The sequence below is a fragment of the Microbacterium sp. MTN4-26 genome, assembly GCF_042846595.1.
GTDB classification, from domain to species: Bacteria; Actinomycetota; Actinomycetes; order Actinomycetales; family Microbacteriaceae; genus Microbacterium; species Microbacterium luteum.
Window position 1 is genome coordinate 23,297 of the sequence record NZ_BTGO01000001.1, and the last position, 24,707, is coordinate 48,003.

Genomic DNA, 24,707 nt, shown 5'->3' on the forward strand with positions numbered 1-24,707 from the left:
GCCGCGCCGCTAGGCTGGCCGCATGAGCAGCCGTGTCGCCGTGGTCCCGGGATCCTTCGACCCGCCGACCCTGGGCCACCTCGACGTCATCCGTCGCGCCGCGGGTCTGTACGACCGGCTGCACGTACTGGTCGTGCACAATCCGGACAAGGAGGCGATGCTTCCGATCGCGCAGCGCCTGTCGCTGCTGGAGGAATCCATCGCCGAGGGCGACGTCGACGGCGACGTGGTCGTTGCGGCCTGGAGCGTCGGTCTGCTCGTCGACTACGCGGTGGAGGTCGGAGCGGGCGTGCTCGTGAAGGGCATCCGCTCACAGGTGGACGTCGCATACGAGACCCCCATGGCCATCGTGAACCGGCACCTCGCCGAGATCGAGACGGTGTTCCTGCTGCCCGACCCCGCCCACGCCATGGTGTCGAGCTCCCTGGTCCGGCAGGTGTCGGCTCTCGGCGGCGACGTGTCGCCGTTCGTACCTGCGCCGGTTGCGCGCTTCCTCGACACGGGGGCCCGCGGGATCTGACGGGATGCTCCGACCGGCCCGCCTCCCGCTTCGCACGGGTAGCATTGTCGACCGTGGTCAAGCACAGTCAGGGACCGTTCGTCCTCCCCGTCCGCGACATCACCCACCGCCCGGGTGAGATGCGCGAGTTCGAGATCGAGGTGACTGCTCCCGAGAAGTGGGGCGAGGGCCTCGTCTCGGTTCCGCAGGGTGAGCCGATCACCGTCCACGTGCGTCTGGAGTCGGTTCACGAGGGCATTCTCGTCTCCGCGGACATCGACACCGACTACCGAGGCGTCTGCGGTCGGTGCCTCACCGATGTGTCGGAACCGGTCGAAGTCGAGTTTCAGGAGCTTTTCGCGTATCCTGGATCGGAACAAACTGACTTCGAGGTTCACGACGACCACGTGGATCTTGAACCTCCGGTCAGGGAAGCGATCGTCTTGTCGCTTCCGTTCCAGCCGGTGTGTCAGCCGGACTGTCCCGGGCTCGACCCCGTGACGGGCGAGAGGCTGACGGAGCGCACGGTTCAGGAGCAGCCCGCTCCGATCGATCCGCGCTGGGCCGCGTTGCAGGACTACACCACAGACCACGACGACACCTCGCGCCCGTGAGGGCGGGCAGGTCGCCGAGAACACAGAAGAGAGTCAGCCATGGCAGGTAACCCCCCGAAGCGGAAGGTCTCCCGTTCCAACACGCGCTCACGCCGCGCGCAGTGGAAGGCCGAGGCCCCCACGCTCGTCAAGACCGTCGAGAACGGCAAGACCGTCTACAGTCGTCCGCACCAGGCGAAGGTCGTCACCGACTCGCAGGGCACGGAGCTGTTCCTGGAGTACAAGGGCCGCAAGGTCGCCGACGTCTGATCGGCCGTCGCGGCTGATCATGGCGCAGCGTGGCACGCGGGCGACGGCGTCCGACGCGTCCCTTCTCGACAAGCTCGGGGTCGATATCGACCCCGAGCTTCTGTCGCTTGCGCTCACCCACCGTTCGTGGGCGTATGAGAACGGCCAAGGACCGCACAACGAACGTCTCGAGTTCCTCGGGGACAGTGTGCTCGGCCAAGCCGTCACCGTGCGGCTGTACACCCGGCATCCCGAACTCGACGAGGGCTCGCTGGCCAAGCGTCGTGCAAGCGTGGTGTCCACCGTCGCGCTGGCCGAGGTCGCGCGCGGCATCCGGCTCGGGGAGCATTTGCGCCTGGGGGTCGGTGAAGACCGCACGGGCGGGCGGGACAAGGACTCGATCCTCGCCGACACCATGGAGGCCGTGATCGGCGCGACCTATCTGTCGACGGGTCCGGACGCGGCGACCTCCCTCGTCCTGCGGCTGGTCGAGCCGCTGCTCGCGGATCCCGAGCGCTACGGCGTCGCGATGGATCCCAAGACGGGACTCCAGGAGCTCGCCGCGAGGCTCGAGCGTCCGGCGCCGGTCTACGAGGTCGATTCCACCGGTCCCGACCACGACCGGGTGTTCACCGCCACGGTCGCCGTGGGCGATCACTCCTCGGTCGGCGTCGGGACCAGCAAGAAGCAGGCCGAGATGGCCGCGGCGCTCGCCGCGTGGCACGAGCTCAGCGCGCGTGCCTGAGCTGCCCGAGGTCGAGGTCGTCCGTGCGGGCCTCGCCCCCGCCGTCAGCGGCGCCCGGGTGGCCGCCGTGACGGTGCTCGATGACCGGGCTCTCACACGGCACCCCGGCACCGCGGCCGACTTCGAGGCGCGACTGACGGGGCGGACGATGCAGGCGGCCGCGCGCCGCGGCAAGTTCCTGTGGCTCCCGCTCCTGGCGGAGGCGCCGGAGGAATCGGTCGGCGTCGTCGCGCACCTCGGCATGAGCGGTCAGCTGCTGCTTCGTCCCGCCGGTTCGCCCCCCGAGCGTCACGAACGTGTTCGCCTCGACGTGCAGCACCCCGAGCACGGCGAGCTCGCCGTCGTGTTCGCCGATCAGCGCACCTTCGGCTCGCTCGCCTGGGACGCCCTCGTGCCGACACCGGACGCCGCGGCCGGGGGCGCCGGCTGGCCGGCCGCGACCGTTCCGACGCAGGTCGTTCACATCGCCCGCGACCCCCTCGACCCCGCGTTCGCCGAAGCGGACTTCCGGAAGGCTCTGGGCCGCAAGGGCTCCGCGATCAAGCGCGTGCTGCTGGATCAGACCGTCGTGAGCGGCATCGGGAACATCTATGCCGACGAGTCCCTGTGGGCTGCTCGCATCCATCCCGAGACGCCGGCGTTCGCATTGACCACTCGAGCCGTGCAGCGCCTGCTCTCCGAGGTTCGCGCGGTGCTGCACAAGGCCCTCGCCGAGGGTGGGACGAGTTTCGACGCGCAGTACGTGAACGTCAACGGTCAGGCGGGCTACTTCGCCCATTCGCTGAACGTCTACGGGCGCACCGGGCAGGCCTGTCCGCGCTGCGGGCATCCGGTCGTGCGGGTGTCGTTCACCAACCGCAGCAGCCACTTCTGCGCCCGGTGCCAGAGGCGCGCGTCCTGAGGTTCACGTCAGCGTCTTCTTCCAGGCGCCGTCGTACAGGACGGGGACGAATCCGAGTGCCTCGTTGATGTCGAGCATCGGCCGGTTCTCCTCGGCGTTGTAGGTCAGCACGCGCGGGGAGTCCGGCGCGATCTCGCGCCATCGCAGCAGACCGGCGCACTTGACCAGCATGCCCAGGCGGTGCCCGCGATGCGCCGCGAGTACGAGGGTGTCCTCCTGGAACGTGACCGAACCGGGAGCGGAGCCGCGCACGAGTTCGTTGAACGCGCACAGCTCACCGGTGGCGATGTGCTCTGCGGCGGTCACCAGAACGCGGTGGCCGCCGTCGAGCCACAGGGCGTCGTGCCGTTCCACGCGGGCGGCATCCCAGGCCTCTTCGTCGAAGGTCAGCGCGGCGGCGGGAACATCCGTCGACATCCGCGACTTCATCCAGGCGTACCCGGCGACGCGTTCCGCGGGAGTGGGCAGCATCCACTGCACGACCCGGTAGCCGGAGGCCGCCGCCCGGGCAGCGGTGAGCAGGCTCTGCACCCGATCCGGTGCGGCGGTGAGGTCGAAGGCGCTGCATCGCTCGATCTGCTCGAGGGTGTAGCCGTGCCGTCGATAGAAGCGCGCGGCGTGATCGAGGGGGATGCTGCCGAACCCCGTCGGCGGTGCAAGACGTTCGCCCCGAGCGTCGGGGTGGTCCGCCCACGACTGCAGGACCGTGCGCCCGTGTTCGCGCGCCGTCCTCTCGACGAGACGGTGAGCGGCCGAGCCGATGCCGCGCCCCCACGACGCCCGGATGAGTTCGATGGTCCAGAAGGCCACCGTCGACACGGCTTCGAGAGGGATGTCCACGCCGACCCGGCCGATCGCGCGTCCGTCGTCGTCGGTCACGAGCCACAGATGCCGGATCTCATACGCGTCCGGGCGGTAGTGCGGCAACAGCTCCGCAACGGTGCGGGTGTGGTCGTCGGTCCCGGACACCTCCCGGGAGACGGTGTTGCGTGCCGCCACGGTGGCGACGAAGTCCGACGCGTCGGGATCCGCCGGTGATCGGGGGATCCCGACGCGGCGGAACGAGCCGCCGTGGAAGGGGACGACCTCGGGGGTCGTGTCGGACATGATCGCTTCTTCCGTCGGGTGGTCACAGGCGTGGAACGCGCAGCAGGTAGACGCGTTCGGCCCGTCTCTCGCGTTCGGCGCGTTCGCGGCGTGCGGCGTCGCGTCGAGACAGCTGTGCAGGGTCATCGGCGACGTCGAGGCGCCGAGCGCTCCGGAGGAGCAGCCACAGGCCGAGACGCAGTTCGAGCCGATCGAGGGCGGACAGGCGGTGATCGCTCACCGCGGCGGACAGGGTTTCCCGCTCGTGCGAAGGCACGAAGGGTGCGAGTGTGTTCACGGAAGTGCACTTTCGAGTGAGGACGCGCGAATGGCGCAGAATGATCGAGCGGCAGGGAGCCTCGGGGTGAAGCGAGGTCGAGCCGGGGGTGCCGAAGCGGCGCGCACAGATGGCGCAGGGTGCGGGTGAGGCGGCGGTCAGGCGGCGACGCGCGTGACGACGTCGCGGAATCCGGCCACCGGAGCGAGACCACGGTGCGGGGAGCGGATCCCGGTACGGGTGATCGGCGCAAAAGGCGCAAGCATCTGAATCATCGGTGACCTCCTTTCCGGCTGAGACGCGATCTGGACATTAGCGCGGCGGATCCAAGACGTCAAGGGATTTCTCGGTTTCGGTGGACGACGGGCGTGTCGGATGCGATCGATGACCGTCTGTCGCGCCGACGTCACGGCGCGTCTCGGGTAGCGTGTATCGGTGATCCAGACAGGCCGGAGGACGCATCCATGCACCTGAAGAGCGTGACGCTCAAAGGGTTCAAGTCGTTCGCCCAGCCGACGACCTTCGAACTCGAGACAGGGGTCACGTGCATCGTCGGGCCGAACGGATCCGGCAAGTCCAATGTCGTCGACGCGCTCGCGTGGGTGATGGGGGAGCAGGGTGCGAAGACGCTGCGCGGCGGCAAGATGGAGGATGTCATCTTCGCCGGAACGGCCACGCGCGGTCCGCTCGGACGTGCCGAGGTGCAGCTGACCATCGACAACGGCGACGGTGCCCTGCCGATCGAGTACGCCGAGGTGAGCATCCGCCGCACCCTGTTCCGCAACGGATCGAGTGAATACGCGATCAACGGCGAGTCGTGTCGGCTCCTCGACGTGCAGGAGCTGCTGAGCGATTCGGGGCTCGGTCGCGAGATGCACGTCATCGTCGGTCAGGGCCGGCTCGACGCCGTGCTGCAGGCCTCTCCCGAAGACCGCCGCGGCTTCATCGAAGAAGCAGCAGGCATCCTCAAGCATCGGCGCCGTAAAGAGAAGACGTTGCGCAAGCTCGAGGCGATGGAGGCGAACCTCACACGCCTCAGCGACCTGGCCGGCGAGCTGCGCCGACAGCTCAAGCCGCTCGGTCGGCAGGCCGAGATCGCCAGAGAGGCGCAATCGATCGCCGCGATCGTGCGCGACGCGAAGGCGCGGCTGCTCGCCGACGACCTCGTCGCCCTGCGCACCGAGCTCGACGCGTTCGCCCGCACCGAGCAGGAGCGGCACACCGAGCGCGGAGCATTGCAGGAGCAGCTCGACGTCGTGCGTGGCCGCATCGCGCATCTCGAGGCCGAACAGCGTTCGGAAGCCGTCGACGAGGCGCGGCGCGTCGCCCACGGCCTGGAGCGTGTTCAGGAGCGCCTCCGGTCGCTCTACGCCCTCGCCGGGCAGCGCCTGTCGCTGCTGGCGGAACCGGAGCAGAGCGACATCGTCGAGGGCGCGACGGTGACCCAGGCGGCGATCGACGAGGCACGAGCCGAGATCGACGACATCGCCGCGGGCCTCGGTGACGCGCAGGACGCCGCCGAATCGGCGGGGCGCGACGTCATCCGTGCCCGCGCCGAGCTCGACGCTCTCGATGTCGACATCGCCGAGCAGAGCTCACTCGTTTCGGCGCACGACATGAAGATCACCGCGATGCGCGGAACGGCCGAGGCAGCGGATTCCGCCCTGACAGCGGTGCGCACTGCGGTCGACCGCCAGCAGAAAGCGCTCGATGCGGCACTGACCCGACGTGCCGAGGCCGAGGCGGAACTCGACGAGATCGACGTCGGCTCGGCGCCGCAGAGCGCCGTCGACGAGAACGCCGCCGCCTACGAGCGCGCTCAGCGCACCGCCGGCGATCTCGAGACCGCGGTCTCGGAGCTGCGCGACAGACTGCACGCCGCCGAGCGCGAGGGCGAAGCCCTCAGCGCACAGACCGCGGCCCTCTCCCGTGCGCTCGACGTGCGCAACGCGGCGTCGGAGCTCCTCGCCGAAGGCGCTGCCGGGCTTGTCGGCCTCGTGGGGGACGCGGTGCAGGTCACGCCGGGATACGAGGCCGCGATCGCCGCCGTGCTCGGCCCCCTCGCCGAGGGTGTTCTCGCCCAGGACCGCAGTGCCGCTTTCGACCTCGCGTCGACCCTGCGCGGTCGTGATCTCGGTGTCGTGGACATCGTCATCGCCGACGTCCGGGTTGGCGGCAGCGACCTGCCGGAGATCCCCGGCACGCGCCCCGCTCACGAGGTGGTGACGGCGCCGGCCGGCATTCAGGACATGCTCGCCCGTGTGCTGATCGCGGACGACCTCGACGCCGTGCGCGCCGTCGCCGACACTCTCGACGCGCAGCCCGCCGCGCCGCTGACGGTGGTCACGCGAGACGGCGAGGTCTTCACCGGACCGACGGTGCGTGCCGGCTCCGGTCAGGGGCGATCGCGCCTCGAGCTCGCCGCTGAACGCGACGGCGCCGCGGATCGACGCGCCGAGATCCTGGTCGTCGCCGACTCGCTGCGCGAGGCGCTCGGTGAACGGTCGGCACAGCTCGATCGCGCCCGCGCCGAGACGAAGGCGAGCCTGTCCGCGCTCCGCGAGCACGACGCCGCGCTCGCGGCCCACGCCGAGCGCGTCAATCGCGCGACGGTGCGCCAGGAGTCGGCCTCTGCCGAGTGCGAGCGGCTCACAGCCGGACTCCGTCAAGCTCAGGCTGCCGTGGAAGAGGCCGAGGCGGCTGCCCGGTCCGCACAGGAGCAGCTGACCCACGCGCTGGAGCTTCCCCGGCCCATTCTCGACGTCTCCGCGCGCGACAGCCTTCTCCTCGCGCTCGAAGAGGCCCGCGACGCCGAGATGCGCGCACGGCTCGACGTCGAGACGCTGCGGGAGCGCGTGCGAGCCGGGCAGGCACGGGTGCAGCAACTGGAGAGACAGCGTGAGCGCGAGCGAGCGGCCGCGGAGGAGGCGGCGCGGCGCGCCGTCATCCGCCGTGCGCAGCGTGAGACCGCGCAGGGGATCTCGGCCGCGCTGCCCGCGGTGCTCGACTCCGTCGACCGCTCGCTCAGTCAGGCGCGTGTCGAACTGGCCGCGGCCGAGTCCGCGCGCACGGCGCTGACGGCGGAGCTCGCCGACCTCCGCCGATCCGAAGCCTCGACGCGGGAGCGGCTCGCCGGGCTCACCGAGAGCGTGCACGGGCTGGAATTGACCATTCACGAGAAGAAGCTGCACGTGTCGAGCCTGCTGGAGCGGGTATCGAACGAGTTGGGTCTCGGCGAAGACGTCCTGGTCGGGGAATACGGTCCGGATCAGCCCGTTCCTTGCGACGTAGACCCCTCATCGAGCAGTCTCAACGCCGCGGGCGAGCAATCTGACGGTATGACGGAGGATGATATGCCGACGGTCGCATACGACCGGACGGCCCAACGGAAGCGGCTTCAGGAGGCCGAGCGGAAGCTGTCGCAGCTCGGCCGGGTGAACCCGCTGGCGCTGGAGGAGTTCGCCGCGCTCGAGCAGCGTCACAAATTCCTCGTGGATCAGCTCGACGATCTGACGCGTACCCGAAAGGATCTCGCGACCATCATCGAGGAGCTCGACGAGCGGATGCGGACCATCTTCCTCGAGGCGTTCGAGGACACGAAGGTCGCCTTCGGCGAGGTCTTCCCGATCCTCTTTCCGGGAGGAACCGGCAGCATCTCGCTCACCGACCCCGACGCGCCGTTGACGACCGGGATCGAGGTCTCCGTGCGTCCGGTCGGCAAGAAGATCGAGCGGTTGTCGCTGCTGTCCGGGGGAGAGCGCTCACTCGCCGCCGTCGCGCTGCTGACGGCGATCTTCAAGGCGCGGCCGAGCCCCTTCTACATCCTCGACGAGGTCGAGGCTGCCCTCGACGACGCGAACCTCGGCCGGCTGCTCGGCGTGTTCGAACAGCTTCGCGAGAGCAGCCAGCTCATCGTCATCACGCACCAGAAGCGCACGATGGAGATCGCCGATGCGCTCTACGGCGTCTCGATGCGTCAGGACGGCGTGTCCGCGGTCGTCGGCCAGCGCGTGCGCGACCGGGAGCGCGTCACCGCCTGATCCGTGGCGGGCTCCGGTCGCGGCGGGGCGACGCCCCTAGGCTGGGGGCATGGCAGAGAGTTCCTGGTCGCTCGGTCGCGCGCTGCGCGGCATGTTCGTGAAGCCGACGATCGACGAGACGACGTGGGACGACCTCGAGACGGCGCTGCTCACCGCCGACTTCGGTCCGGACATCACCGAGCGCATCGTCGACGAGCTGCGCGAGAAGGTCGATCGGTACCGCACCACCGATCCGAGAGACCTGCAGCGGATGCTGCGTGAGACGCTCGAGGAGCACTTCGCCCGGTTCGACACCACGCTGAAACTCACGGAGCGTCCGGCCGTCGTCCTCGTGGTCGGCGTCAACGGCGTGGGCAAGACCACCACGATCGGCAAGTTCGCCAAGTTCCTGCAGCGTTACGGACGCACCGTCGTCGTCGGGGCGGCCGACACCTTCCGGGCCGCGGCCGTCGAGCAGCTCGCCACGTGGGCCGAGCGCGGCGGCGCGACGATCGTGCGTCCCCAGCAGGAGGGTCAGGACCCCGCCTCGGTGGCGTTCCAGACGATCGACCACGCCAAGCAGACCGGCACGGAGATCGTGCTCATCGACACCGCCGGACGCCTGCACACCAAGGGTGGGCTGATGGATGAACTCACGAAGATCCGCCGGGTGGTCGAGAAGCAGGCGCCGATCAGCGAAGTGCTGCTCGTGCTCGACGCCACGACGGGACAGAACGGCGTGACGCAGGCGGAAGCGTTCCTGCAGCACGCCGGTGTGACCGGACTGGTCATCACCAAGCTCGACGGCTCCGCCAAGGGCGGTTTCATCCTCAACGTGCAGGAGCGCACCGGGATCCCGGTCAAGCTCCTCGGGCAGGGCGAGGGCATCGGCGACCTCACGGGGTTCACCCCGCACGTGTTCGCCGCGTCGCTCGTGGACTGATCCGGCGACACGACCCGCAGATCTATCGCCCGGGCGGGCGTGCTGGTTTCATGGAGGGATGGCGATCGAGCACGATTACTTCGGCCTTCTCGAGTCCGGCCCCGACGGGTCGCTCTTCTGGTCGGAGGTCGTCGAGCTCGGCGACCAGTCCGTGACCGTCGATCTCACCGCTCCCGATCAGGACGATGTCTCGCCCGCCGCGCTCGATGTCGCCGCCGCGCTCATCGCCGCCCTGGAGGCTGTCGACGCGAAGGCCCGGGGAGCGATGGTCTCCGAGCTCGGCGACCGCACCAGCGAGGTGATCGAGTACATCCTGCAGCAGCAGGAGTCGCTCGGCGACGACCTCGAGGACATGCTCGTCGACATCAGCGGTGACACCCACGTCGACATCATCCGGTCGCTGCAGATCATGAGCATGACCATCCTCGCGGACGAACTCGGCGGCAGCGATCCGTTCGCCGTGCTCGAGTACGCTCTGGATCCCGACGCGACGGACGATGTGCTGCTGGTGAACCTCGACTCCGACGGCGACGTCGTCTCGGTGACCAGCGCCGACTGACGGCTGCGGGCCCCGCGGTAGGTCGCCGAGCGCGTCAGACGGCCTGGGCGAAGCGGTCCGCGCCGGCTTCCTCGCCGATGTGCGCGAGGTGCCGGGGAAGGTCTCGTCCCATCGACCGCATGGACTGGGCCCACAGGCGCCCCGCGCGGTAGGACGAGCGCACGAGCGGACCGGCCAGCACGCCGAGGAATCCGATCCGCTCCGCCTCCGTCTTGAACGCGACGAACTCCTCCGGCTTGACCCAGCGGGCGACAGGCAGGTGCCGCGGGGACGGTCGAAGGTACTGCGTGATGGTGATGATGTCCGTGCCCGCCTCGCGGAGGTCCCGAAGCGCCTGCGCGACCTCCTCCGGCTCCTCGCCCATGCCGAGGATGAGGTTGGACTTCGTGATCAGACCGGCACGGTGTGCCCGCGTGAGCACGCCGAGCGACCGCTCGTAGCGGAAGGCCGGACGGATGCGCTTGAAGATGCGCGGCACCGTCTCGACGTTGTGGGCGAACACCTCGGGGCTGCTCGAGAAGACCTCGTCCAGCTGGTCGGGATCCCCGTTGAAGTCGGTGGCGAGGATCTCGACGCCGGTGCGCGGATTCCGCTCGTGGATGGCTCGGACCGTCTCCGCATGCAGCCACGCACCACCATCGGGCAGGTCGTCGCGGGCGACCCCCGTCACGGTCGCGTATCGGAGGTCCATCCTCGCGACGCTCTCGGCCACGCGCCGCGGTTCATCCGTGTCGTAGTCGGCGGGCTTGCCGGTGTCGATCTGGCAGAAGTCGCAGCGTCGCGTGCACTGGGAGCCGCCGATGAGGAAGGTCGCCTCGCGGTCTTCCCAGCACTCGTAGATGTTCGGGCACCCGGCCTCCTGGCAGACGGTGTGCAGCTCTTCGGTCTTCACGAGCGAGTGCAGCGCGGAGTACTCCGGTCCCATCTTCGCGCGCGTCTTGATCCACTCCGGCTTGCGCTCGATCGGCGTCTGCGCGTTGCGCACCTCGAGCCGCAGCATCCTGCGCCCGTCGGGTCGGGTCGCGGCACTGTCGCCGCTCGTGGGTGCGCAGCCGGTCATGCCGCCACCTCCGCGTAGGTGCTCGTGAGGTGCCGGATGACGGTGGCGACGATGTCGCGCGGACTGGTCACCACTCCGGAGGCTTCGCTCACTGTCGTGACGCCGGCGTCGGTGATCCCGCACGGAATGATGCCCTGGAACGGCGCGAGCGAGTTGTCGCAGTTGATCGCGAACCCGTGCATCGTCACTCCGCGCTCGACGCGCACGCCGATCGCGGCCACCTTGTCGTCGCCGAGGGGCCGCCGCACCCAGACCCCGCTCCGTCCGGTCACCTGCCGCCCTTCGACGCCGTGCTCGGCCAGCGCGTCGATGAGGAGGCGCTCGAGGCGCCGTACGTGGGCGACGACGTCGACGGGGTCGGGGAGGCGCACGATGGGATACCCGACGAGCTGACCGGGTCCGTGCCACGTGATCTTCCCGCCGCGGTCGACGTCGATGACCGGCGTGCCGTCGGTCGGGCGCTCGTGTGCCGCGGTGCGGGTGCCCGCGGTGTAGACGGCCTCGTGCTCCAGCAGCAGCACGGTGTCCGGGCGCGTGCGATCGACGACATCGGCGTGCACGCGTCGCTGCAGCTCCCACGCGTGGCGATAGGGCATGAGGTCGGGGGCGAGGCCCAGGGTCAGGATGTCGGGCATCACGAACCTTCCTGGAATGTTGGAACGCGTCCAACAATACCCGCGCTGCGATCAGCGGGCGGCGACACGCGCGTGCATGCGTCCGCGTCGATAGCGTGGACCCGTGGACAGTGGAGCGCGCGTCGGCCGGCCCAAGGCGTCTTCACGAGAGACACTCGCCGAAGCGGCCTGCGAGCTCTTCCTCGAACAGGGCTTCGCGGCGACGTCGATCGTGGACATCACACGGCGCGCGGGCGTCAGCCGGTCGAGCTTCTTCAACTACTTCGCCTCCAAGTCCGACATCCTGTGGAGCGGGTTCGACGAGCGGCTCGACGTGGTCGCGCGTTCGTTGAGCGACGGCGTCGAGGTGGATGCCGCGCTCCGCTCCTTCGCCGAGGCGTTCGCGCCGGACAGTCTCGCGCTCGGGATCGTGAATGCGGCGATCATGGGTATCGAGAGCGATCTCGAGTCCGAACGCGCCCGCCGCCAGCTGCGGCTGAGCGGTCTGATCGCGGACCGGCTTCGCGCTCCGGGGGACGATTCCGCCGCCGCGGACATCGACGGGGCGGCGCGCGCGGCCGCCATCTTCAGCGCCGTATGGCGGTGGGCCGGGTCGGGCCCCGGAACGTCATCTCTCCCCGACGAGGTGACGGCGGCGCTGGCGCTCGTGCTGCCGCGCTGACCCGCCGCGGACGCGTAGAATCGGTGGATCATGGCGACTTTCGGCACTCTCTCCGACCGGCTCACCGAGACCTTCCGCAACCTCCGCACCAAAGGGAAGCTCACTCCCGCGGACGTCGACGGCACCGTCCGCGAGATCCGTCGTGCGCTGCTCGACGCCGACGTGGCGCTGACGGTCGTCAAGGATTTCACCGCGAAGGTGCGCGAGCGCGCGCTGGGCGACGAGGTGAACCGGGCCCTGAACCCGGCGCAGCAGGTCGTTCAGATCGTCAACGAGGAGCTCGTGGCCATCCTCGGCGGTCAGCAGCGTCGCCTCGAATTCGCGAAGAACCCTCCCACCGTCATCATGCTCGCGGGGCTCCAGGGCTCGGGAAAGACCACCTTCGCCGGCAAGCTCGCCAAGCGGCTCGAGAAGGACGGCCACACCCCGCTCCTGGTCGCGTGCGACCTGCAGCGCCCGAACGCCGTCAACCAGCTGCAGGTCGTCGCCGAGCGAGCAGGGGCCGCGATCTTCGCCCCGGAACCGGGCAACGGCGTCGGCGACCCGGTCGCGGTCGCGCGCGCCGGCGTCGAGACGGCGCGCCGTCAGCAGCACGATGTGGTCATCATCGACACCGCCGGACGGCTGGGTGTCGATGCGCAGCTGATGAAGCAGGCCGCCGACATCCGCACCGCGACCCGACCGGACGAGGTGCTCTTCGTCATCGACGCGATGATCGGCCAGGACGCGGTCAACACGGCCAAGGCCTTCCAGGACGGGGTCGACTTCACCGGCGTGGTGCTGTCCAAGCTCGACGGCGACGCGCGCGGCGGTGCCGCGCTCTCGGTGGCCTCGGTGACCGGTCGCCCGATCATCTTCGCCTCGACGGGAGAGGGGCTCGATGACCTCGAGCCCTTCCACCCGGACCGCATGGCCAGCCGCATCCTGGACCTCGGCGACATCCTCACCCTGATCGAGCAGGCGCAGCAGACGTTCGACGAAGAGGAAGCGCGCAAGGTCGCCGACAAGATCGCGACGGAGCAGTTCACCCTCGAAGACTTCCTCGAGCAGATGCAGCAGTTCAAGAAGATGGGCTCGATGAAGAAGATGCTCGGGATGCTCCCGGGCATGGGCCAGATGAAGCAGCAGATCGACGACTTCGATGAGCGTGAGATCGATCGGACGGAGGCGATCATCCGGTCGATGACGCCGGGCGAGCGCCGCAATCCGAAGGTTCTCAACGGCTCCCGACGCCTGCGCATCGCGCGCGGGTCGGGGATGACGGTCACCGACGTCAACCAGCTCGTCCAGCGCTTCGACCAGGCTGCCAAGATGATGAAGACGGTCGCTCGGGGAGGTGTTCCGAACGTCCCGGGCATGGGGCCCATGGGGGGCAAGCCGGGTGCTTCAGCCAAGCGCGGCGGCGGCAAGAACTCCAAGAAGAAGAGCGGATCGCGCTCGGGGAATCCGGCCAAGCGTGCGGCCGAGAACGCGGGGGTCGCCGCCTCGGAGGCGACCGGTTCGGGATTCGGCCTGGGTGCCGGCAGGGACATGCCCAGTGAGGCGGATCTTGCCGAGCTGCAGAAGATGCTCGGCAAAGGCTGAGATCAGTCGCGCATCGCGGCGAGGTGCTCGCGGAGGGTCGGCCCTCCGCGGAACTCGCGGATGAGATGCTGCACGACCTCGCGCAGATCACCGCCGGCGGCATCGGCCACGACGAGCTGACGCGACGAGCTCGCGCCCTCGGCGATGATCCGGTTCACGCCGGCGTACTCCTTGGCGCACTTGAGCTCGACCGCGATCTCCGCGTGCCGCTCCAGCGTCTCCATCAGGTGCTCGCGGACGGGCACCTGCGTGCCGTCGGGGGCGACGATCACCTGAGCGTCCAGTCCGTATCGGGCAGCCCGCCACTTGTTCTCGCGCACGAACCACGGCTGGATCATCGTGAGCTCGCGCCCTTCGTCGAGCTCGCGCGAGAAGTGCTCGACGAGAACCTGGGTGAGGGCGGCCACGGCGGCGAGTTCGGGAAGCGTCGACATGCCGTCGCACGCGCGCACTTCGATGGTGCCCCAGCGTGGTGCGGGCCGGATGTCCCACCTCACCTCCGTCGCATCGGCCATCACGCCGGTGCGGACCATGTCGTCGAGATAGGCCTCGAACTCCGCCCAGTCCCGCAGCGGCCAGGGCAGACCCGCCGTGGGCAGCTGCTGGAACACCAGCGCACGGTTCGACGCGTAGCCCGTTCGATCCCCGGCCCAGAAGGGGCTCGAGGCGGAGAGGGCCTGAAGGTGGGGGAGATACACCGAGAGCGCGTTCATGATCGGCAGGACCTTGGCGACGTCATCGATGCCGACGTGCACGTGGATGCCCCAGATCATCATGTTGCGCCCCCACCACTGCGTGCGCTCGATGAGCTCGTGATAGCGGGTCTTGTCGGTGATCTCCTGGTCGTACCACTGCGCGAACGGGTGGCTCCCCGCGCACATCAGCTCGACCCCGAGCGGATCGGTGATGCTGCGCACCGTCTCGATCGCGTCGGCGATGTCGTCCACGGCGGCAGCGACCGTCTGGCCGACGCCGCTGGTGAGCTCGAGCGTGTTCGTCAGCAGCTCCTGGGTGACGGTGAACCGTTCGAGCGCCGTGTCCTCGGGGAGGGCGGCGAACACCTCCGGGGCACGCGGCACCAGGTCGCCGGTCCGCCGATCGGCGAGCATCAGCTCCCACTCGATGCCGACCGAGGAGCGCGCGGATGTCGCGAAGGGCACCGTCATGCCGTCATCCTGCCACGCCGCTGCGGGCGCGGATCAGAATGTCGGGGGAATCAGTGCGGCGCGCCGAGCTCGATCAGCAGAACGCCCCCGGCGATGGCGATGATCCCGAGGCCCATCACCCACGTGAAGGGCTCCTTGAAGAGCACGCGCGCCAGGACCGCGGTCAGCGCGACCCCGCAGGCGGACCAGATACCGTATGCCACACCGACCGGCATGCCGTTCGCCAGACAGAGGAACAGCAGAGTGAAGGCCAGGACATAGGAGACGACCACGGGCGCGATCCAGACGCGCTTCTTGAAGCCCTCCGATGCGCGCAGCGACATCGTGCCCGTCACCTCGAAGACGATCGCTCCCGCGAGGAGCAGCCAGGTCATCGTCGTCCCTCCCTCGTGTCGGCTGCTTCGGCCGTGGCCGTCGCGATCGGACCGGTCGCCGGCGCCTGCCGCGAGTGGGTGCTCGCACCCATCTCCACCAGCAGCACCCCGCCGATGACGATCGCGATCCCGAGACTCATGAGCCAGGTCAGCGGGTCGCCGTAGAGCAGTGCGGCCAGCACGGCGGTCAGCGCGACACCCGACGCGGCCCAGACGCCGTAGGTCAGGCCGATCGGGGCTCCCGCGCGCAGCAGCAGAGCCAGACACAGGAAGGCGCCGCCGTAGCCGAGAAGGACGAGGACGATCCAGCCGGCGTGGTCCACGAGCTGTCGCAGCGAGAGAGTCGCCGACACCTCCAGCACGATGGCGCCGACGAGGTACAACCATTTGGCCATGGGGGAGACTTTCGGGCGGGGGCGGGTTGACCCGCTCACCCTAGCGGACCCTTGCCGGAGCGGCCGTCGGCGCGGTTCGCGACGCCGCGCAGGATCTGGCAGAATAGAGGGTCGGACCCGGCGCTCGACCCTCTATCCAGCGCCGTGGACCGTTCCAGAGCTTCCGCCGGGTGTGCACCCCACGCTCCAGGCGATCGGTTCGTTCGCTTTCACTCATTCAGGAGAATCGTGGCTGTCAAGATCCGCCTCAAGCGCCTCGGAAAGATCCGTGCGCCCTATTACCGCATCGTCGTGGCCGACTCGCGCACCAAGCGCGACGGTCGTGTCATCGAAGAGATCGGCAAGTACCACCCGACCGAGGAGCCCTCGTTCATCGAGGTCGACTCCGACCGCGCCCAGTACTGGCTCGGCGTCGGCGCTCAGCCGACCGACCAGGTGCGTGCCATCCTCAAGCTCACGGGCGACTGGGGTCGTCACCAGGGTGACAAGGACGCCGTTTCGACAGTGAAGACCGCCGAGACGAAGGCAGCATTCGAGGTCGACGCCGACAAGAAGTCGGTCATCAAGCCCAAGGTCGAGAAGAAGGCCGAGGAGCCCGCCGCCGACGCTGCCGAGGACGCCGCGGCGTCCGACGAGTCCGCCGAAGCGTAATTCCGTGCTCGCCGCCGCGCTCGAACACGTCGTCAAGGGGATCGTCGATCACCCCGACGACGTCCGCATCGTCTCCTCCTCGTCGTCACGAGGGGATGTCCTCGAGGTGCACGTGCACTCCGATGACCGCGGACGCGTGATCGGGCGCGGCGGACGCACCGCCAAGGCGCTGCGCACGCTCATCACCGCGCTCGCCGATGGCCGCCGTGTGCGGGTCGACGTCGCGGATGACTGACGTGGCCCCCTCCGGTGACGCCCGCCCGCCGGTCGGCTCCAAAACGCAGTTGCGCGTCGGTCGCCTCGTCAAGGCGCACGGCCTGAAAGGCGCGCTCAAGCTCGAGCTGTACACCGACGACCCCGACGGACGCTTCGTGCCGGGGGCGACGTTCACCCTCCAGGTTCCCGAGTCCTCGCCCTGGCATGGGAAGCCGCTGACCGTGCGCGAGTTCCGCTGGATGAACTCCCATCCCGTCGCCTTCTTCGAGGGCGTCGACGACCGCACCGCCGCCGAGGAGCTCGTCCGCGCGATTCTGTGGATCGACGAGGCCGCCGCCTCCGACGAAGAGGACGCGTGGTACGACCACCAGCTGGTCGGACTCGACGTCGTGCGAGACGGTGCCGTCGTCGGTCGCGTGGCGCGCGTCGACCACCTGCCGTCGCAGGACCTTCTCGCGGTCCTTCTCGCCGACGAGACGGAAGTGCTCGTTCCGTTCGTCAAGGCCATCGTGCCCGAGGTCGATCTCGCGGCAGGCCGGGTGCGGATCACACCGCCGGCGGGTCTGTTCGAGGAGCTGCCCCCCGAAGCCGACGAGGCACTCGGCGGCGAGGTTCCCGAGGCCCGCACCGAGCAGGAGTGATCACGGCATGCGCATCGACATCGTCACGATCTTTCCGGCGTTCTTCGATGTGCTCGATGTCTCGCTGATCGGCAAGGCCCGCGCGCGGGGACTCCTCGACGTGCGCGTGCACGACCTCCGCTCCTGGACTCGCGATCGTCATCGCACCGTCGACGACACCCCTTACGGCGGGGGTGCCGGCATGGTGATGAAGCCGGAGCCGTGGGGTGAGGCGCTCGACGAGATCCTCGAGGAACGGACCGCCCTCATCGTTCCGTCGCCAGCGGGGGAACGGTTCTCGCAGTCGCTCGCTCGCGAGCTGTCCGCCGAGGGCCACCTCGCCTTCGCGTGCGGCCGGTACGAGGGCATCGACCAGCGTGTCATCGATCACTACGCCGCGCGAGGGCGCGTGCGTCTCGTGAGTCTCGGCGACTACGTGCTCAACGGTGGCGAGGTGGCCGCGATGGCCATGATCGAGGCGACGACGCGCTTGATTCCGGGCGTCATCGGCAACCCCGGCAGTCTCGTTGAGGAGTCGCACGAAGAGGGGCTGCTGGAATACCCGATCTACACCAAGCCGCCGGTGTGGCGCGGTCTCGAGGTGCCGGAGATCCTGCTCAGCGGCAACCACGGCGCGATCGCGCAGTGGCGGCTCGCGCAGAGCGTCGAGCGCACGCGCGCTCACCGTCCCGACCTGCTCTGAGCCCGAGCCGGCGAGGCGAGGTCAGTCGACGCCGAGGTGCGACCGGTCGGTGAGGACGACAGGTCCGGCGTCGGTGATCGCGATCGTGTGCTCGGAGTGCGCGCCGCGCGAGCCGTCGGCGCTGCGCAGGGTCCATCCGTCCTTGTCGGTGACCAGCTTGTCGGTGGACTGCAGGAACCACGGCTCGAGTGCCAGCACGAGTCCGTCGCGAAGCGGGTATCCCCGGCCGGGCTTGCCGTCGTTGGGCACGTGCGGGTCGCCGTGCATCTCGCGGCCGACGCCGTGTCCGCCGAAGTCGGTGTTGATCGAGAGGCCGTCGGCGCGCGCGACCTCGGCGACCGCGTGGGAGATGTCGCCGATGCGATTCCCGACGGTCGCGGCGCCGATGGCGGCCTCGAGGGCGCGCCGGGTGGTGTCGATGAGGGCGAGGTCCTCGTCGCGCGCAGAACCGACCACGAAGGACACGGCCGAGTCGGCCACCCAGCCGTCCACGGCGACGGCGAAATCGAGCGTGACGAGGTCGCCGTCGCGCAGGTCGTAATCGAAGGGGAGCCCGTGCAGCACCGCGTCGTTGATCGAGGTGCAGATGACCTTGCCGAACGGGCTCGCGCCGAAGGAGGGGTGGTAGTCGATGTAGCACGACGTCGCACCGGCCCGCCGGATGAGGTCGTGAGCGCGTCGGTCGATCGTGAGCAGATTCGTCCCCACTCTGGTGTCTTCGCGGAGCGTCGCCAGGGTCTCGGCGACGAATCGGCCGGCCGGCCGCATCGCGTCGATCTCGGCCGGAGTGCGCAGTTCGATCATCGGGGTCCTTTCGCGGGGCGGTCTCCATTCTCTCCGATACGTCGACCGCGGGCTGTGAGGATGCCCATCATCGCCGTACGTGCCCCGCCACCGAGCGCGGCGCGGCGTACCATCGGGGGCATGTGGCTCCGTCGCGGATTCTTCGCGTGGCTCCTCCCCGCCGCGTTCGTGCTCCCCGTATGGCTCCTGGTGGGCTGGGGCGTGTTCGATGCGAGCGGATGGGCGTTCCTGTGGGTGCTGTTCCTGGCCATCCCCTCGGTGTTCGTGGGGCAGCTGATCCTCACCCTCCTCGTGCGGGCGCGGGGCACGGTGCGTGCTGAGCGCGCCGTGTCGTGGTGGGACGTCGGCGGGTTCGCCGTCTGGCACCTGCTGATCGTGTCGCTCGGCTTCTTCGACCCCGCGTGGTGGGCCCCCGTCATGGTGCTGACCCTGTTCGTCGCGGCAGGGCTGTTCTGGCTCCAACTCTGGCAGCTGTGGCGGGAGGCGCGTCCCGCGGCGGTCTACTTCCGCACCGACCCTTCGGTGCAACGCGGAGCGGGCTCGGCGGGGGAGAATGCCTCCCGGACCGGCGGCGCGGAACCGGACGTGTTCGTCATCGCGGAGACCGACGCCCAAAGCCCGCCCGACGCGAGCCGGCGCTGAGTCCGCACGTTTTGGCCGGGGACGGTATCCGTGGCAGAATTGTCGTTTGTGCCCTGACCTGCTCTGCCTCAGGGGAGCCGGCGCCGGAGACATCCGAGGCGCTCGGGCACACACCATCCTTTTTTCCGAATATCGCGCGGTCGACCTGTGGCGGCTGCAGAGAGACACGATCATGCAGATCCTCGACTCCGTCGACGCGGCTTCGCTCCGCTCCGACATTCCCGACTTCGCTCCCGGTGACACCGTCAAGGTGCACGTCAACATCACCGAGGGAAACCGCTCGCGCATCCAGGTGTTCCAGGGCGTCGTCCTCGGCCGCCAGGGCGACGGCGTGCGCGAGACCTTCACGGTCCGCAAGATCAGCTTCCAGGTGGGCGTCGAGCGCACCTTCCCGGTGCACAGCCCCGTGATCGACCACATCGAGATCGTCACCCGCGGTGACGTGCGTCGCGCGAAGCTCTACTACCTCCGCAGCCTTCGCGGCAAGAAGGCCAAGATCAAGGAGAAGCGCGAGAACTGACGCTTCGCCCTCACGAAGCCCCCGGCGGTCGACGCCGGGGGCTTCGTCGTTCACTTCGGCGGCGACGCGCGGGCTCCGACGGCACCCGCGACCGGCGGAGATGTGCGAACCTGGAAGAACCCGTCCGCGAGGGCGGCGCGGAGGGGAAAAGAGCGACATGACGACCGAGAAGACCGGGACGCCGCCGTCAGGGGCACCCGAGGAAGCGCCGGCCGATCGCTCGGGGTCGCGAGGGCGAGGCTGGCTGACTTTCCTGCGTGACGTGGTGATCATCATCCTCGTCGCGCTTCTGGTGTCGTTCCTCGTCAAGACCTTCCTGGTCCGCTCGTTCTACATCCCCTCCGGCTCGATGGAGGACACGCTCGAGATCGACGACCGCATCCTCGTGGATGAGATCACGCCCCGGTTCGGAGAGTACGAGCGCGGTGACGTCGTCGTCTTCGCCGACCCCGGCGGGTGGCTTCCCCCGAGCGACGCACCCGACCGAGGGATGCTCGTGGACATGGGCGAGTGGCTGCTGTCGCTCATCGGACTGGCGGCGCCCGACAGCGATGACCACCTCGTCAAACGCATCATCGGTCTGCCCGGCGACGAGGTCGTCTGCTGCAACGACGTCGGCCAGATCACCGTCAACGGGGTCGCCATCGACGAGACCACCTACCTGAAGCTGCCCACGCCGGATTCGCCCGCGTCCGCCGACGATTTCGATGTCGTCGTTCCCGAGGACAGCCTGTGGGTGCTCGGCGACAACCGCTACCGCTCGAAGGACAGCCGCTACAACCAGGACCAGCCGGGAGAGGGCTTCGTGCCGCTGGAGAACCTGGTGGGTCGGGCGTTCCTCATTACGTGGCCGTTCGATCGGCTCGGCACCCTCGACTTCCACCACGAGGTGTTCGCGGGGGTTCCGGACGAGCCCGCGGCCGACGAGGAGGAGTCGGTCGAGTGACCGTCGCCGTTCCTCGTCTCACGCTCGAGCGGCGGCTGCTGCGCGAGCACGCGCTCGTGATCGCGTGCGACGAGGTCGGTCGCGGAGCGCTCGCGGGCCCGGTGGCGGTGGGCGCCGCCGTGGTCGACGCGGGGCGCTCTCGTCGACGCGTGCCGGAGGGGCTGCGGGATTCCAAGCTCGTCCCCGAGGCTCGCCGGCCCGAGGTGGCGGCGCGCGCTGCATCGTGGGTGTCGGCGAACGCCGTCGGATGGGCCACCGCGGCGGAGATCGACGAGGTCGGGATCATCCGCGCGCTCGGCCTCGCCGCGCTGCGCGCGATCGGCGATCTGCGCGCCCAGGGGGTCGTCCCCGAGGAGGCGATCGTGATCCTCGACGGCAATCACGACTACATCACCCCGGCCGGAGGCGCCGGCCTGTCGGTCACACCGGTGATCAAGGCAGACCGGGATTGCGCAAGCGCCGCGGCGGCTTCGGTCATCGCCAAGGTGGCCCGTGACGGTCTCATGACCGGGCTGCACGACGCTTTGCCCGCCTACCACTGGGCGCGCAACAAGGGCTACGCCAGCCCCGATCACCGGGAGGCGATCCGCCGGCACGGCATGAGCCCCCACCATCGTGCGTCGTGGTCCATCGCGAGTGCTCCGACCCTGTTCTGAGCCGCGCCGGGACGTCAGTCCCAGTCGAGGTAGTCCTCGATCGGCCAGGCCGTCTCGCCGACGTGAGTGAGGGGGAAGAGGTCGGCCGCGCCGTCGATCGTCACGAGGCTGACCCGCTCCGGGGCCGCGGCGCGCAGGGTTTCGCCGTTCGCCGGAGGCATCACGCGGTCGGCTGACCCTTGGAGAGCGAGCACCGGGATCCCGGGCGCGAGAGTCGCGGCGCCGATCTCCGCAGACGCGGCGCGGGCGGCGCGCTGCAGAGCCATCCGCTCCCGGTCGTAGGCGTTCTCGGGGATCTCGGACGTGGGGGACACCTCCACGGGCGCCTCGCCCTCGACGGCGAGCAGCAGCACGCCGGCGGCACGCGCGGGATGGTTCAGGGCGACCGTCCGCGCGACGGTGCCGCCGAACCCGTGTCCGCCCACCCACGGCCGTGTCATGCCCACGTGATCCATCACGTCCACGACGTCCTGCGCGAGATCGTGGAGCGTCGGCGCCGGTACGGCGTCGTTCGGCCGGCGGCAGCCGATCCTCACCACGCGGAAGTCCTCTTCGCCGAGGGCCTCCGCCAGCAGGCCGAGATAGCCGAGCCGGAGTCCGGCGCCGGGCAGGAGCACGAGAGCCGGTCCGTCGCCGTGGTCGTCGGCGTAGGGGACGGCGCGTCCGTCCGGTTCGAAGATCTCGGTCTCAGCCACGGTTATGGAGTCCTTTCAGCGGGTGCGGGATGTGCCGCGCACACCACGCTACGGGAATCGACCTGATGATCCGGACCACGTGATCGCGCGGTCTCGGCGCGGCCGTCACGACCGTAGGATGGGGGGATCATGGATGACGAAGTCTTCGAGGACTACGACCGCGAACTCGAGCTTGCCCTGTACAAGGAGTATCGCGACGTCGTCTCCCAGTTCCAGTACGTCATCGAGACGGAACGGCGGTTCTACCTCGCCAATGACGTCAACGTCGTGCGCCGCGACAGCGAGCACGACTTCTATTTCGAGATCACGATGACCGACGTGTGGGTGTGGGACATCTATCGCGCCGACCGCTTCGTCAAGTCCGTGCGGGTGCTGACCTTCAAGGACGTCAACGTCGAAGAGCTGACGCGACGGGACTTCCGGCTGCCGGACGAGCTCTCCCTCGACAGCTGACTTCCGGGCGGAGCGGGGCCTGTGAGTCCGCCGGTCCGTCCACAGATCGCCCGGATGTGCCGCGCGGCGATGCCTGAGGCGGACAGGGTCGTCTCATGGCGATCAAGGACGACCTCGGGCGTGCCGGTGAGCAGGCCGCGCACGATCATCTCGTCGCGCTCGGCTTCGTGGTTCTCGATCGCAACTGGCGCTGCGGGCAGGGCGAGATCGACATCGTGGCCCGCGAGGCGGGCGAACTCGTCATCGTCGAGGTGAAGACGCGCAGGAGCACCGGATTCGGGCATCCTTTCGACGCGATCGACGAGCGCAAGCGGAGTCGCCTCTGGCGCCTGGGGCGCGCGTGGGCGGCGGCCCATCCGGAGCCGTCCCGGGGGCTCGCCCTTCGGACGGATGTGATCGGCGTGACGGGTTCCCCTCCGGGCCGTGCACGTATCGAGCATCTCCGCGATCTGCGCTGACCGTTCCTGTCCTGCCCTCCCCAGCCTCGTCACGAGGCCGTTCATGCACGGCCGAGCAGATTCGCTCCGCGGCCGGTGTCGCGAGGGCGCAGTCTCGGGGCATGACACGCTCCTCCCTCCGCCCGCCGGTCCCGGCATGACCGTCGCTCGCACCTGGGCCGTCGCCCTCAACGGGGCGGTCGGCTCGATCGTCGAGGTCGAGGCCGACCTGTCCAATCAGACGCCCGACATGCGCATCATCGGGCTCCCCGACAAGGCTCTCAACGAAGCGTCGCGTCGCGTGCACAACGCGTGCGAGAACAGCGGTCTGCCCCTGCCTCGACGGCGGCTCACGGTGAACCTGTCGCCGGCGAACCTCCCCAAGCACGGATCGGCGTTCGACCTCGCGATCGCCGTCGCCGCGATCGCGACCGAGACCGATCTCGATGTGGGGTCGGTCTCGGCCACGGTGCACGTCGGCGAAGTGGGACTCGACGGGCGGCTGCGGCCGGTGCCGGGGGTGCTGCCCGCGGTCGTCGCGGCCACGCGGGCCGGCTTCGCCCGCGTGGTGGTTCCGCATGCGAACGGCCCGGAGGCGCGTCTCGTCCACGGTATCGAGGTGCGCGCTGCCACGACGCTCGCGGAGGTCGCTGCCCTCCACGGCGCCGGGGTGGACGTCCCCGACTGCGAGCCGGTGGCGAACGGGCGCCCGACCGACGACGTGCGCTCCGATGCCCGGCACGACCTCGCCGACGTCATCGGCCAGAACGACGCGGTGGAAGCGCTCGTCGTCGCAGCCGCGGGTGGCCACCATCTCCTCATGACGGGGCCGCCCGGAGCGGGCAAGACCATGCTCGCCCGACGGCTGCCCGGGATCCTGCCTCCACTGGACGACGAGGCGGCGCTGGCTGTCGCATCGATCCGCTCACTGGGAGGCGGAACCATCCGGTCGCTTCCGCGCGTAGCGCCGTTCGAAGCCCCGCATCACAGCGCGAGCTCGGCGGCCCTCGTCGGAGGTGGAAGTCGCGTGATCCATCCGGGCGCCGTGGCACGAGCGAGTGAGGGGGTGCTGTTCCTCGATGAGGCGGGCGAGTTCAGCGGTCACGCGCTGGACGCGCTTCGACAGCCGCTGGAGAGCGGTGAGATCGAGATCCACCGGTCGGGAGCGGTCGCGAGCTTCCCGGCGCGCTTCCAACTCGTCCTCGCGACCAACCCGTGTCCGTGCGGCGGGTACGGCATTCCGGGTTCGTCGTGCACATGCCCGCCGATGGCGATCCGTCGCTACCTGCAGCGCCTTTCGGGACCGCTGTTGGACCGCATCGACATCGAACTGACCCTGCGCCGCGTCTCGGTGGCGCAGCGGCGCGCGAGCGGTGAGGGGATGAGCACCGAGACGGCGCGTGAGCGGGTGCGCGAGGCGCGAGACCGGGCGGCGCACCGGCTTCGGGAGACCGAGTGGCGGCGCAACGCGCAGGTCGCCGGACCGTGGCTGCGCGAGGGCCCGGCTGCGCCGGATGCTGCAGCTCGCCGGCCGCTCGACATCGCGCTGCAGCGTGGCGCGCTCACGCTCCGCGCCTACGACCGCGTGCTGCGCGTAACAAGTTCGGGCTAGGACATA

Annotated in this window: 30 protein-coding genes; 21 read left to right on the forward strand and 9 right to left on the reverse strand. The window is 69.5% G+C overall.

Annotated elements, in window-relative coordinates:
* Positions 1-22 precede the first annotated feature (22 nt).
* The 5 genes from coaD to mutM all read left to right on the forward strand — a co-directional run bounded on the left by coaD (position 23) and on the right by mutM (position 2,987).
* Entirely contained in the window at positions 23-520 is a 498-nt protein-coding gene (gene coaD / locus ACGG9C_RS00105; protein ID WP_071043171.1) for a pantetheine-phosphate adenylyltransferase, read from the forward strand.
* Between the two features lie 119 nt (positions 521-639).
* Complete coding sequence (locus ACGG9C_RS00110; protein ID WP_286720777.1) at positions 640-1,113, forward strand: DUF177 domain-containing protein; 474 nt, start codon at positions 640-642, stop codon at positions 1,111-1,113.
* A gap of 39 nt (positions 1,114-1,152) precedes the next feature.
* Positions 1,153-1,362, forward strand: a complete 210-nt coding sequence (gene rpmF, locus ACGG9C_RS00115) for a 50S ribosomal protein L32 (protein ID WP_045297913.1) — start codon at positions 1,153-1,155, stop codon at positions 1,360-1,362.
* A 19-nt stretch (positions 1,363-1,381) separates the two neighbouring features.
* Positions 1,382-2,086: a ribonuclease III gene (rnc, locus tag ACGG9C_RS00120; RefSeq protein WP_390178057.1), complete on the forward strand. Its 705-nt coding sequence runs from the start codon at positions 1,382-1,384 to the stop codon at positions 2,084-2,086.
* A complete protein-coding gene (gene mutM, locus ACGG9C_RS00125) occupies positions 2,079-2,987 on the forward strand; it encodes a bifunctional DNA-formamidopyrimidine glycosylase/DNA-(apurinic or apyrimidinic site) lyase (protein ID WP_286720736.1) in 909 nt (302 codons plus the stop codon). The genes rnc and mutM overlap by 8 nt, the downstream gene beginning before the upstream one ends.
* A 3-nt stretch (positions 2,988-2,990) precedes the next feature.
* Here the strand turns inward: mutM and ACGG9C_RS00130 are convergent, their stop codons facing one another.
* Both ACGG9C_RS00130 and ACGG9C_RS00135 read right to left on the reverse strand, forming a co-directional pair.
* Positions 2,991-4,094: a GNAT family N-acetyltransferase gene (locus tag ACGG9C_RS00130; RefSeq protein ID WP_286720735.1), complete on the reverse strand. Its 1,104-nt coding sequence runs from the start codon at positions 4,092-4,094 to the stop codon at positions 2,991-2,993.
* A gap of 22 nt (positions 4,095-4,116) precedes the next feature.
* Positions 4,117-4,371 (reverse strand): hypothetical protein, encoded by a 255-nt coding sequence (locus tag ACGG9C_RS00135; protein ID WP_286720733.1) that lies wholly within the window; start codon positions 4,369-4,371, stop codon positions 4,117-4,119.
* Positions 4,372-4,814: 443 nt separating this feature from the next.
* Here ACGG9C_RS00135 and smc point away from each other — a divergent pair, with 443 nt between their 5' ends.
* From smc to ACGG9C_RS00150, 3 genes are read left to right on the forward strand one after another with little or no spacing between them, the layout of a single operon-like run.
* Positions 4,815-8,390: a chromosome segregation protein SMC gene (gene smc / locus ACGG9C_RS00140; protein WP_390178058.1), complete on the forward strand. Its 3,576-nt coding sequence runs from the start codon at positions 4,815-4,817 to the stop codon at positions 8,388-8,390.
* A gap of 49 nt (positions 8,391-8,439) precedes the next feature.
* Positions 8,440-9,312: a signal recognition particle-docking protein FtsY gene (gene ftsY / locus ACGG9C_RS00145; RefSeq protein ID WP_286720730.1), complete on the forward strand. Its 873-nt coding sequence runs from the start codon at positions 8,440-8,442 to the stop codon at positions 9,310-9,312.
* Between the two features lie 58 nt (positions 9,313-9,370).
* A complete protein-coding gene (locus ACGG9C_RS00150) occupies positions 9,371-9,871 on the forward strand; it encodes a DUF2004 domain-containing protein (RefSeq protein ID WP_071043184.1) in 501 nt (166 codons plus the stop codon).
* Positions 9,872-9,905: 34 nt separating this feature from the next.
* Here ACGG9C_RS00150 and lipA read toward each other — a convergent pair whose 3' ends face one another.
* Together lipA and lipB are read right to left on the reverse strand one after the other, a co-directional pair.
* Entirely contained in the window at positions 9,906-10,931 is a 1,026-nt protein-coding gene (lipA, locus tag ACGG9C_RS00155; RefSeq protein ID WP_176759360.1) for a lipoyl synthase, read from the reverse strand.
* Positions 10,928-11,566 carry a lipoyl(octanoyl) transferase LipB gene (lipB, locus tag ACGG9C_RS00160; RefSeq protein ID WP_286720727.1) on the reverse strand — a complete coding sequence of 213 codons (639 nt, stop codon included), beginning with the start codon at positions 11,564-11,566 and terminating at the stop codon, positions 10,928-10,930. The genes lipA and lipB overlap by 4 nt, the downstream gene beginning before the upstream one ends.
* A gap of 103 nt (positions 11,567-11,669) precedes the next feature.
* Between lipB and ACGG9C_RS00165 the strand changes: the two genes are divergently transcribed.
* Both ACGG9C_RS00165 and ffh read left to right on the forward strand, forming a co-directional pair.
* Positions 11,670-12,227 carry a TetR/AcrR family transcriptional regulator gene (locus tag ACGG9C_RS00165; protein WP_071043188.1) on the forward strand — a complete coding sequence of 186 codons (558 nt, stop codon included), beginning with the start codon at positions 11,670-11,672 and terminating at the stop codon, positions 12,225-12,227.
* Positions 12,228-12,257: 30 nt separating this feature from the next.
* Positions 12,258-13,811: a signal recognition particle protein gene (gene ffh / locus ACGG9C_RS00170; protein ID WP_071043190.1), complete on the forward strand. Its 1,554-nt coding sequence runs from the start codon at positions 12,258-12,260 to the stop codon at positions 13,809-13,811.
* Positions 13,812-13,813: 2 nt separating this feature from the next.
* On the opposite strand, the gene ACGG9C_RS00175 is transcribed toward ffh, so the two are convergent.
* Genes ACGG9C_RS00175 through ACGG9C_RS00185 form a run of 3 tightly spaced genes read right to left on the reverse strand, consistent with a single transcriptional unit; the run spans position 13,814 to position 15,746 of the window.
* Positions 13,814-14,977 (reverse strand): glutamate--cysteine ligase, encoded by a 1,164-nt coding sequence (locus ACGG9C_RS00175; RefSeq protein ID WP_071043192.1) that lies wholly within the window; start codon positions 14,975-14,977, stop codon positions 13,814-13,816.
* A gap of 50 nt (positions 14,978-15,027) precedes the next feature.
* A complete protein-coding gene (locus ACGG9C_RS00180) occupies positions 15,028-15,351 on the reverse strand; it encodes a multidrug efflux SMR transporter (RefSeq protein WP_071043194.1) in 324 nt (107 codons plus the stop codon).
* On the reverse strand, positions 15,348-15,746 hold the full coding sequence (locus ACGG9C_RS00185; RefSeq protein ID WP_286720721.1) for a multidrug efflux SMR transporter: 399 nt from the start codon (positions 15,744-15,746) through the stop codon (positions 15,348-15,350). Before ACGG9C_RS00185 ends, ACGG9C_RS00180 begins: the two co-directional genes overlap by 4 nt.
* A gap of 228 nt (positions 15,747-15,974) precedes the next feature.
* Between ACGG9C_RS00185 and rpsP the strand changes: the two genes are divergently transcribed.
* Genes rpsP through trmD form a run of 4 tightly spaced genes read left to right on the forward strand, consistent with a single transcriptional unit; the run spans position 15,975 to position 17,936 of the window.
* The gene (rpsP, locus tag ACGG9C_RS00190; RefSeq protein WP_071043198.1) at positions 15,975-16,397 is read left to right on the forward strand and encodes a 30S ribosomal protein S16; all 423 of its coding nucleotides are present in this window, start codon (positions 15,975-15,977) and stop codon (positions 16,395-16,397) included.
* Positions 16,398-16,401: 4 nt separating this feature from the next.
* Positions 16,402-16,632 carry an RNA-binding protein gene (locus ACGG9C_RS00195; RefSeq protein WP_071043200.1) on the forward strand — a complete coding sequence of 77 codons (231 nt, stop codon included), beginning with the start codon at positions 16,402-16,404 and terminating at the stop codon, positions 16,630-16,632.
* Positions 16,625-17,254, forward strand: a complete 630-nt coding sequence (gene rimM, locus ACGG9C_RS00200) for a ribosome maturation factor RimM (protein ID WP_228481007.1) — start codon at positions 16,625-16,627, stop codon at positions 17,252-17,254. Before ACGG9C_RS00195 ends, rimM begins: the two co-directional genes overlap by 8 nt.
* Positions 17,255-17,261: 7 nt before the next feature.
* Positions 17,262-17,936 carry a tRNA (guanosine(37)-N1)-methyltransferase TrmD gene (trmD, locus tag ACGG9C_RS00205; RefSeq protein ID WP_071043203.1) on the forward strand — a complete coding sequence of 225 codons (675 nt, stop codon included), beginning with the start codon at positions 17,262-17,264 and terminating at the stop codon, positions 17,934-17,936.
* A gap of 21 nt (positions 17,937-17,957) precedes the next feature.
* Here trmD and map read toward each other — a convergent pair whose 3' ends face one another.
* Complete coding sequence (map, locus tag ACGG9C_RS00210; protein WP_071043205.1) at positions 17,958-18,740, reverse strand: type I methionyl aminopeptidase; 783 nt, start codon at positions 18,738-18,740, stop codon at positions 17,958-17,960.
* A 120-nt stretch (positions 18,741-18,860) separates the two neighbouring features.
* Here map and ACGG9C_RS00215 point away from each other — a divergent pair, with 120 nt between their 5' ends.
* The 4 genes from ACGG9C_RS00215 (at position 18,861) to ACGG9C_RS00230 (ending at position 21,504) form a co-directional block, all read left to right on the forward strand.
* Positions 18,861-19,382 carry an MFS transporter permease gene (locus tag ACGG9C_RS00215; RefSeq protein ID WP_194385123.1) on the forward strand — a complete coding sequence of 174 codons (522 nt, stop codon included), beginning with the start codon at positions 18,861-18,863 and terminating at the stop codon, positions 19,380-19,382.
* Positions 19,383-19,554: 172 nt separating this feature from the next.
* Positions 19,555-19,902, forward strand: coding sequence for a 50S ribosomal protein L19 (gene rplS, locus ACGG9C_RS00220; protein ID WP_071043209.1), 348 nt, complete (start codon positions 19,555-19,557; stop codon positions 19,900-19,902).
* Positions 19,903-20,059: 157 nt separating this feature from the next.
* Positions 20,060-20,848: a signal peptidase I gene (gene lepB / locus ACGG9C_RS00225; RefSeq protein WP_194385124.1), complete on the forward strand. Its 789-nt coding sequence runs from the start codon at positions 20,060-20,062 to the stop codon at positions 20,846-20,848.
* Complete coding sequence (locus ACGG9C_RS00230) at positions 20,845-21,504, forward strand: ribonuclease HII (RefSeq protein WP_194385125.1); 660 nt, start codon at positions 20,845-20,847, stop codon at positions 21,502-21,504. The genes lepB and ACGG9C_RS00230 overlap by 4 nt, the downstream gene beginning before the upstream one ends.
* Positions 21,505-21,518: 14 nt before the next feature.
* Here ACGG9C_RS00230 and ACGG9C_RS00235 read toward each other — a convergent pair whose 3' ends face one another.
* Positions 21,519-22,199, reverse strand: a complete 681-nt coding sequence (locus ACGG9C_RS00235; RefSeq protein WP_228481009.1) for an alpha/beta fold hydrolase — start codon at positions 22,197-22,199, stop codon at positions 21,519-21,521.
* A gap of 129 nt (positions 22,200-22,328) precedes the next feature.
* Between ACGG9C_RS00235 and ACGG9C_RS00240 the strand changes: the two genes are divergently transcribed.
* The 3 genes from ACGG9C_RS00240 to ACGG9C_RS00250 all read left to right on the forward strand — a co-directional run bounded on the left by ACGG9C_RS00240 (position 22,329) and on the right by ACGG9C_RS00250 (position 24,701).
* Positions 22,329-22,652, forward strand: a complete 324-nt coding sequence (locus ACGG9C_RS00240; protein WP_071043217.1) for a DUF2469 family protein — start codon at positions 22,329-22,331, stop codon at positions 22,650-22,652.
* A gap of 95 nt (positions 22,653-22,747) precedes the next feature.
* A complete protein-coding gene (locus ACGG9C_RS00245; RefSeq protein ID WP_194385126.1) occupies positions 22,748-23,110 on the forward strand; it encodes a YraN family protein in 363 nt (120 codons plus the stop codon).
* Between the two features lie 136 nt (positions 23,111-23,246).
* Positions 23,247-24,701, forward strand: a complete 1,455-nt coding sequence (locus tag ACGG9C_RS00250) for a YifB family Mg chelatase-like AAA ATPase (RefSeq protein ID WP_390178059.1) — start codon at positions 23,247-23,249, stop codon at positions 24,699-24,701.
* Positions 24,702-24,707 lie beyond the last annotated feature (6 nt).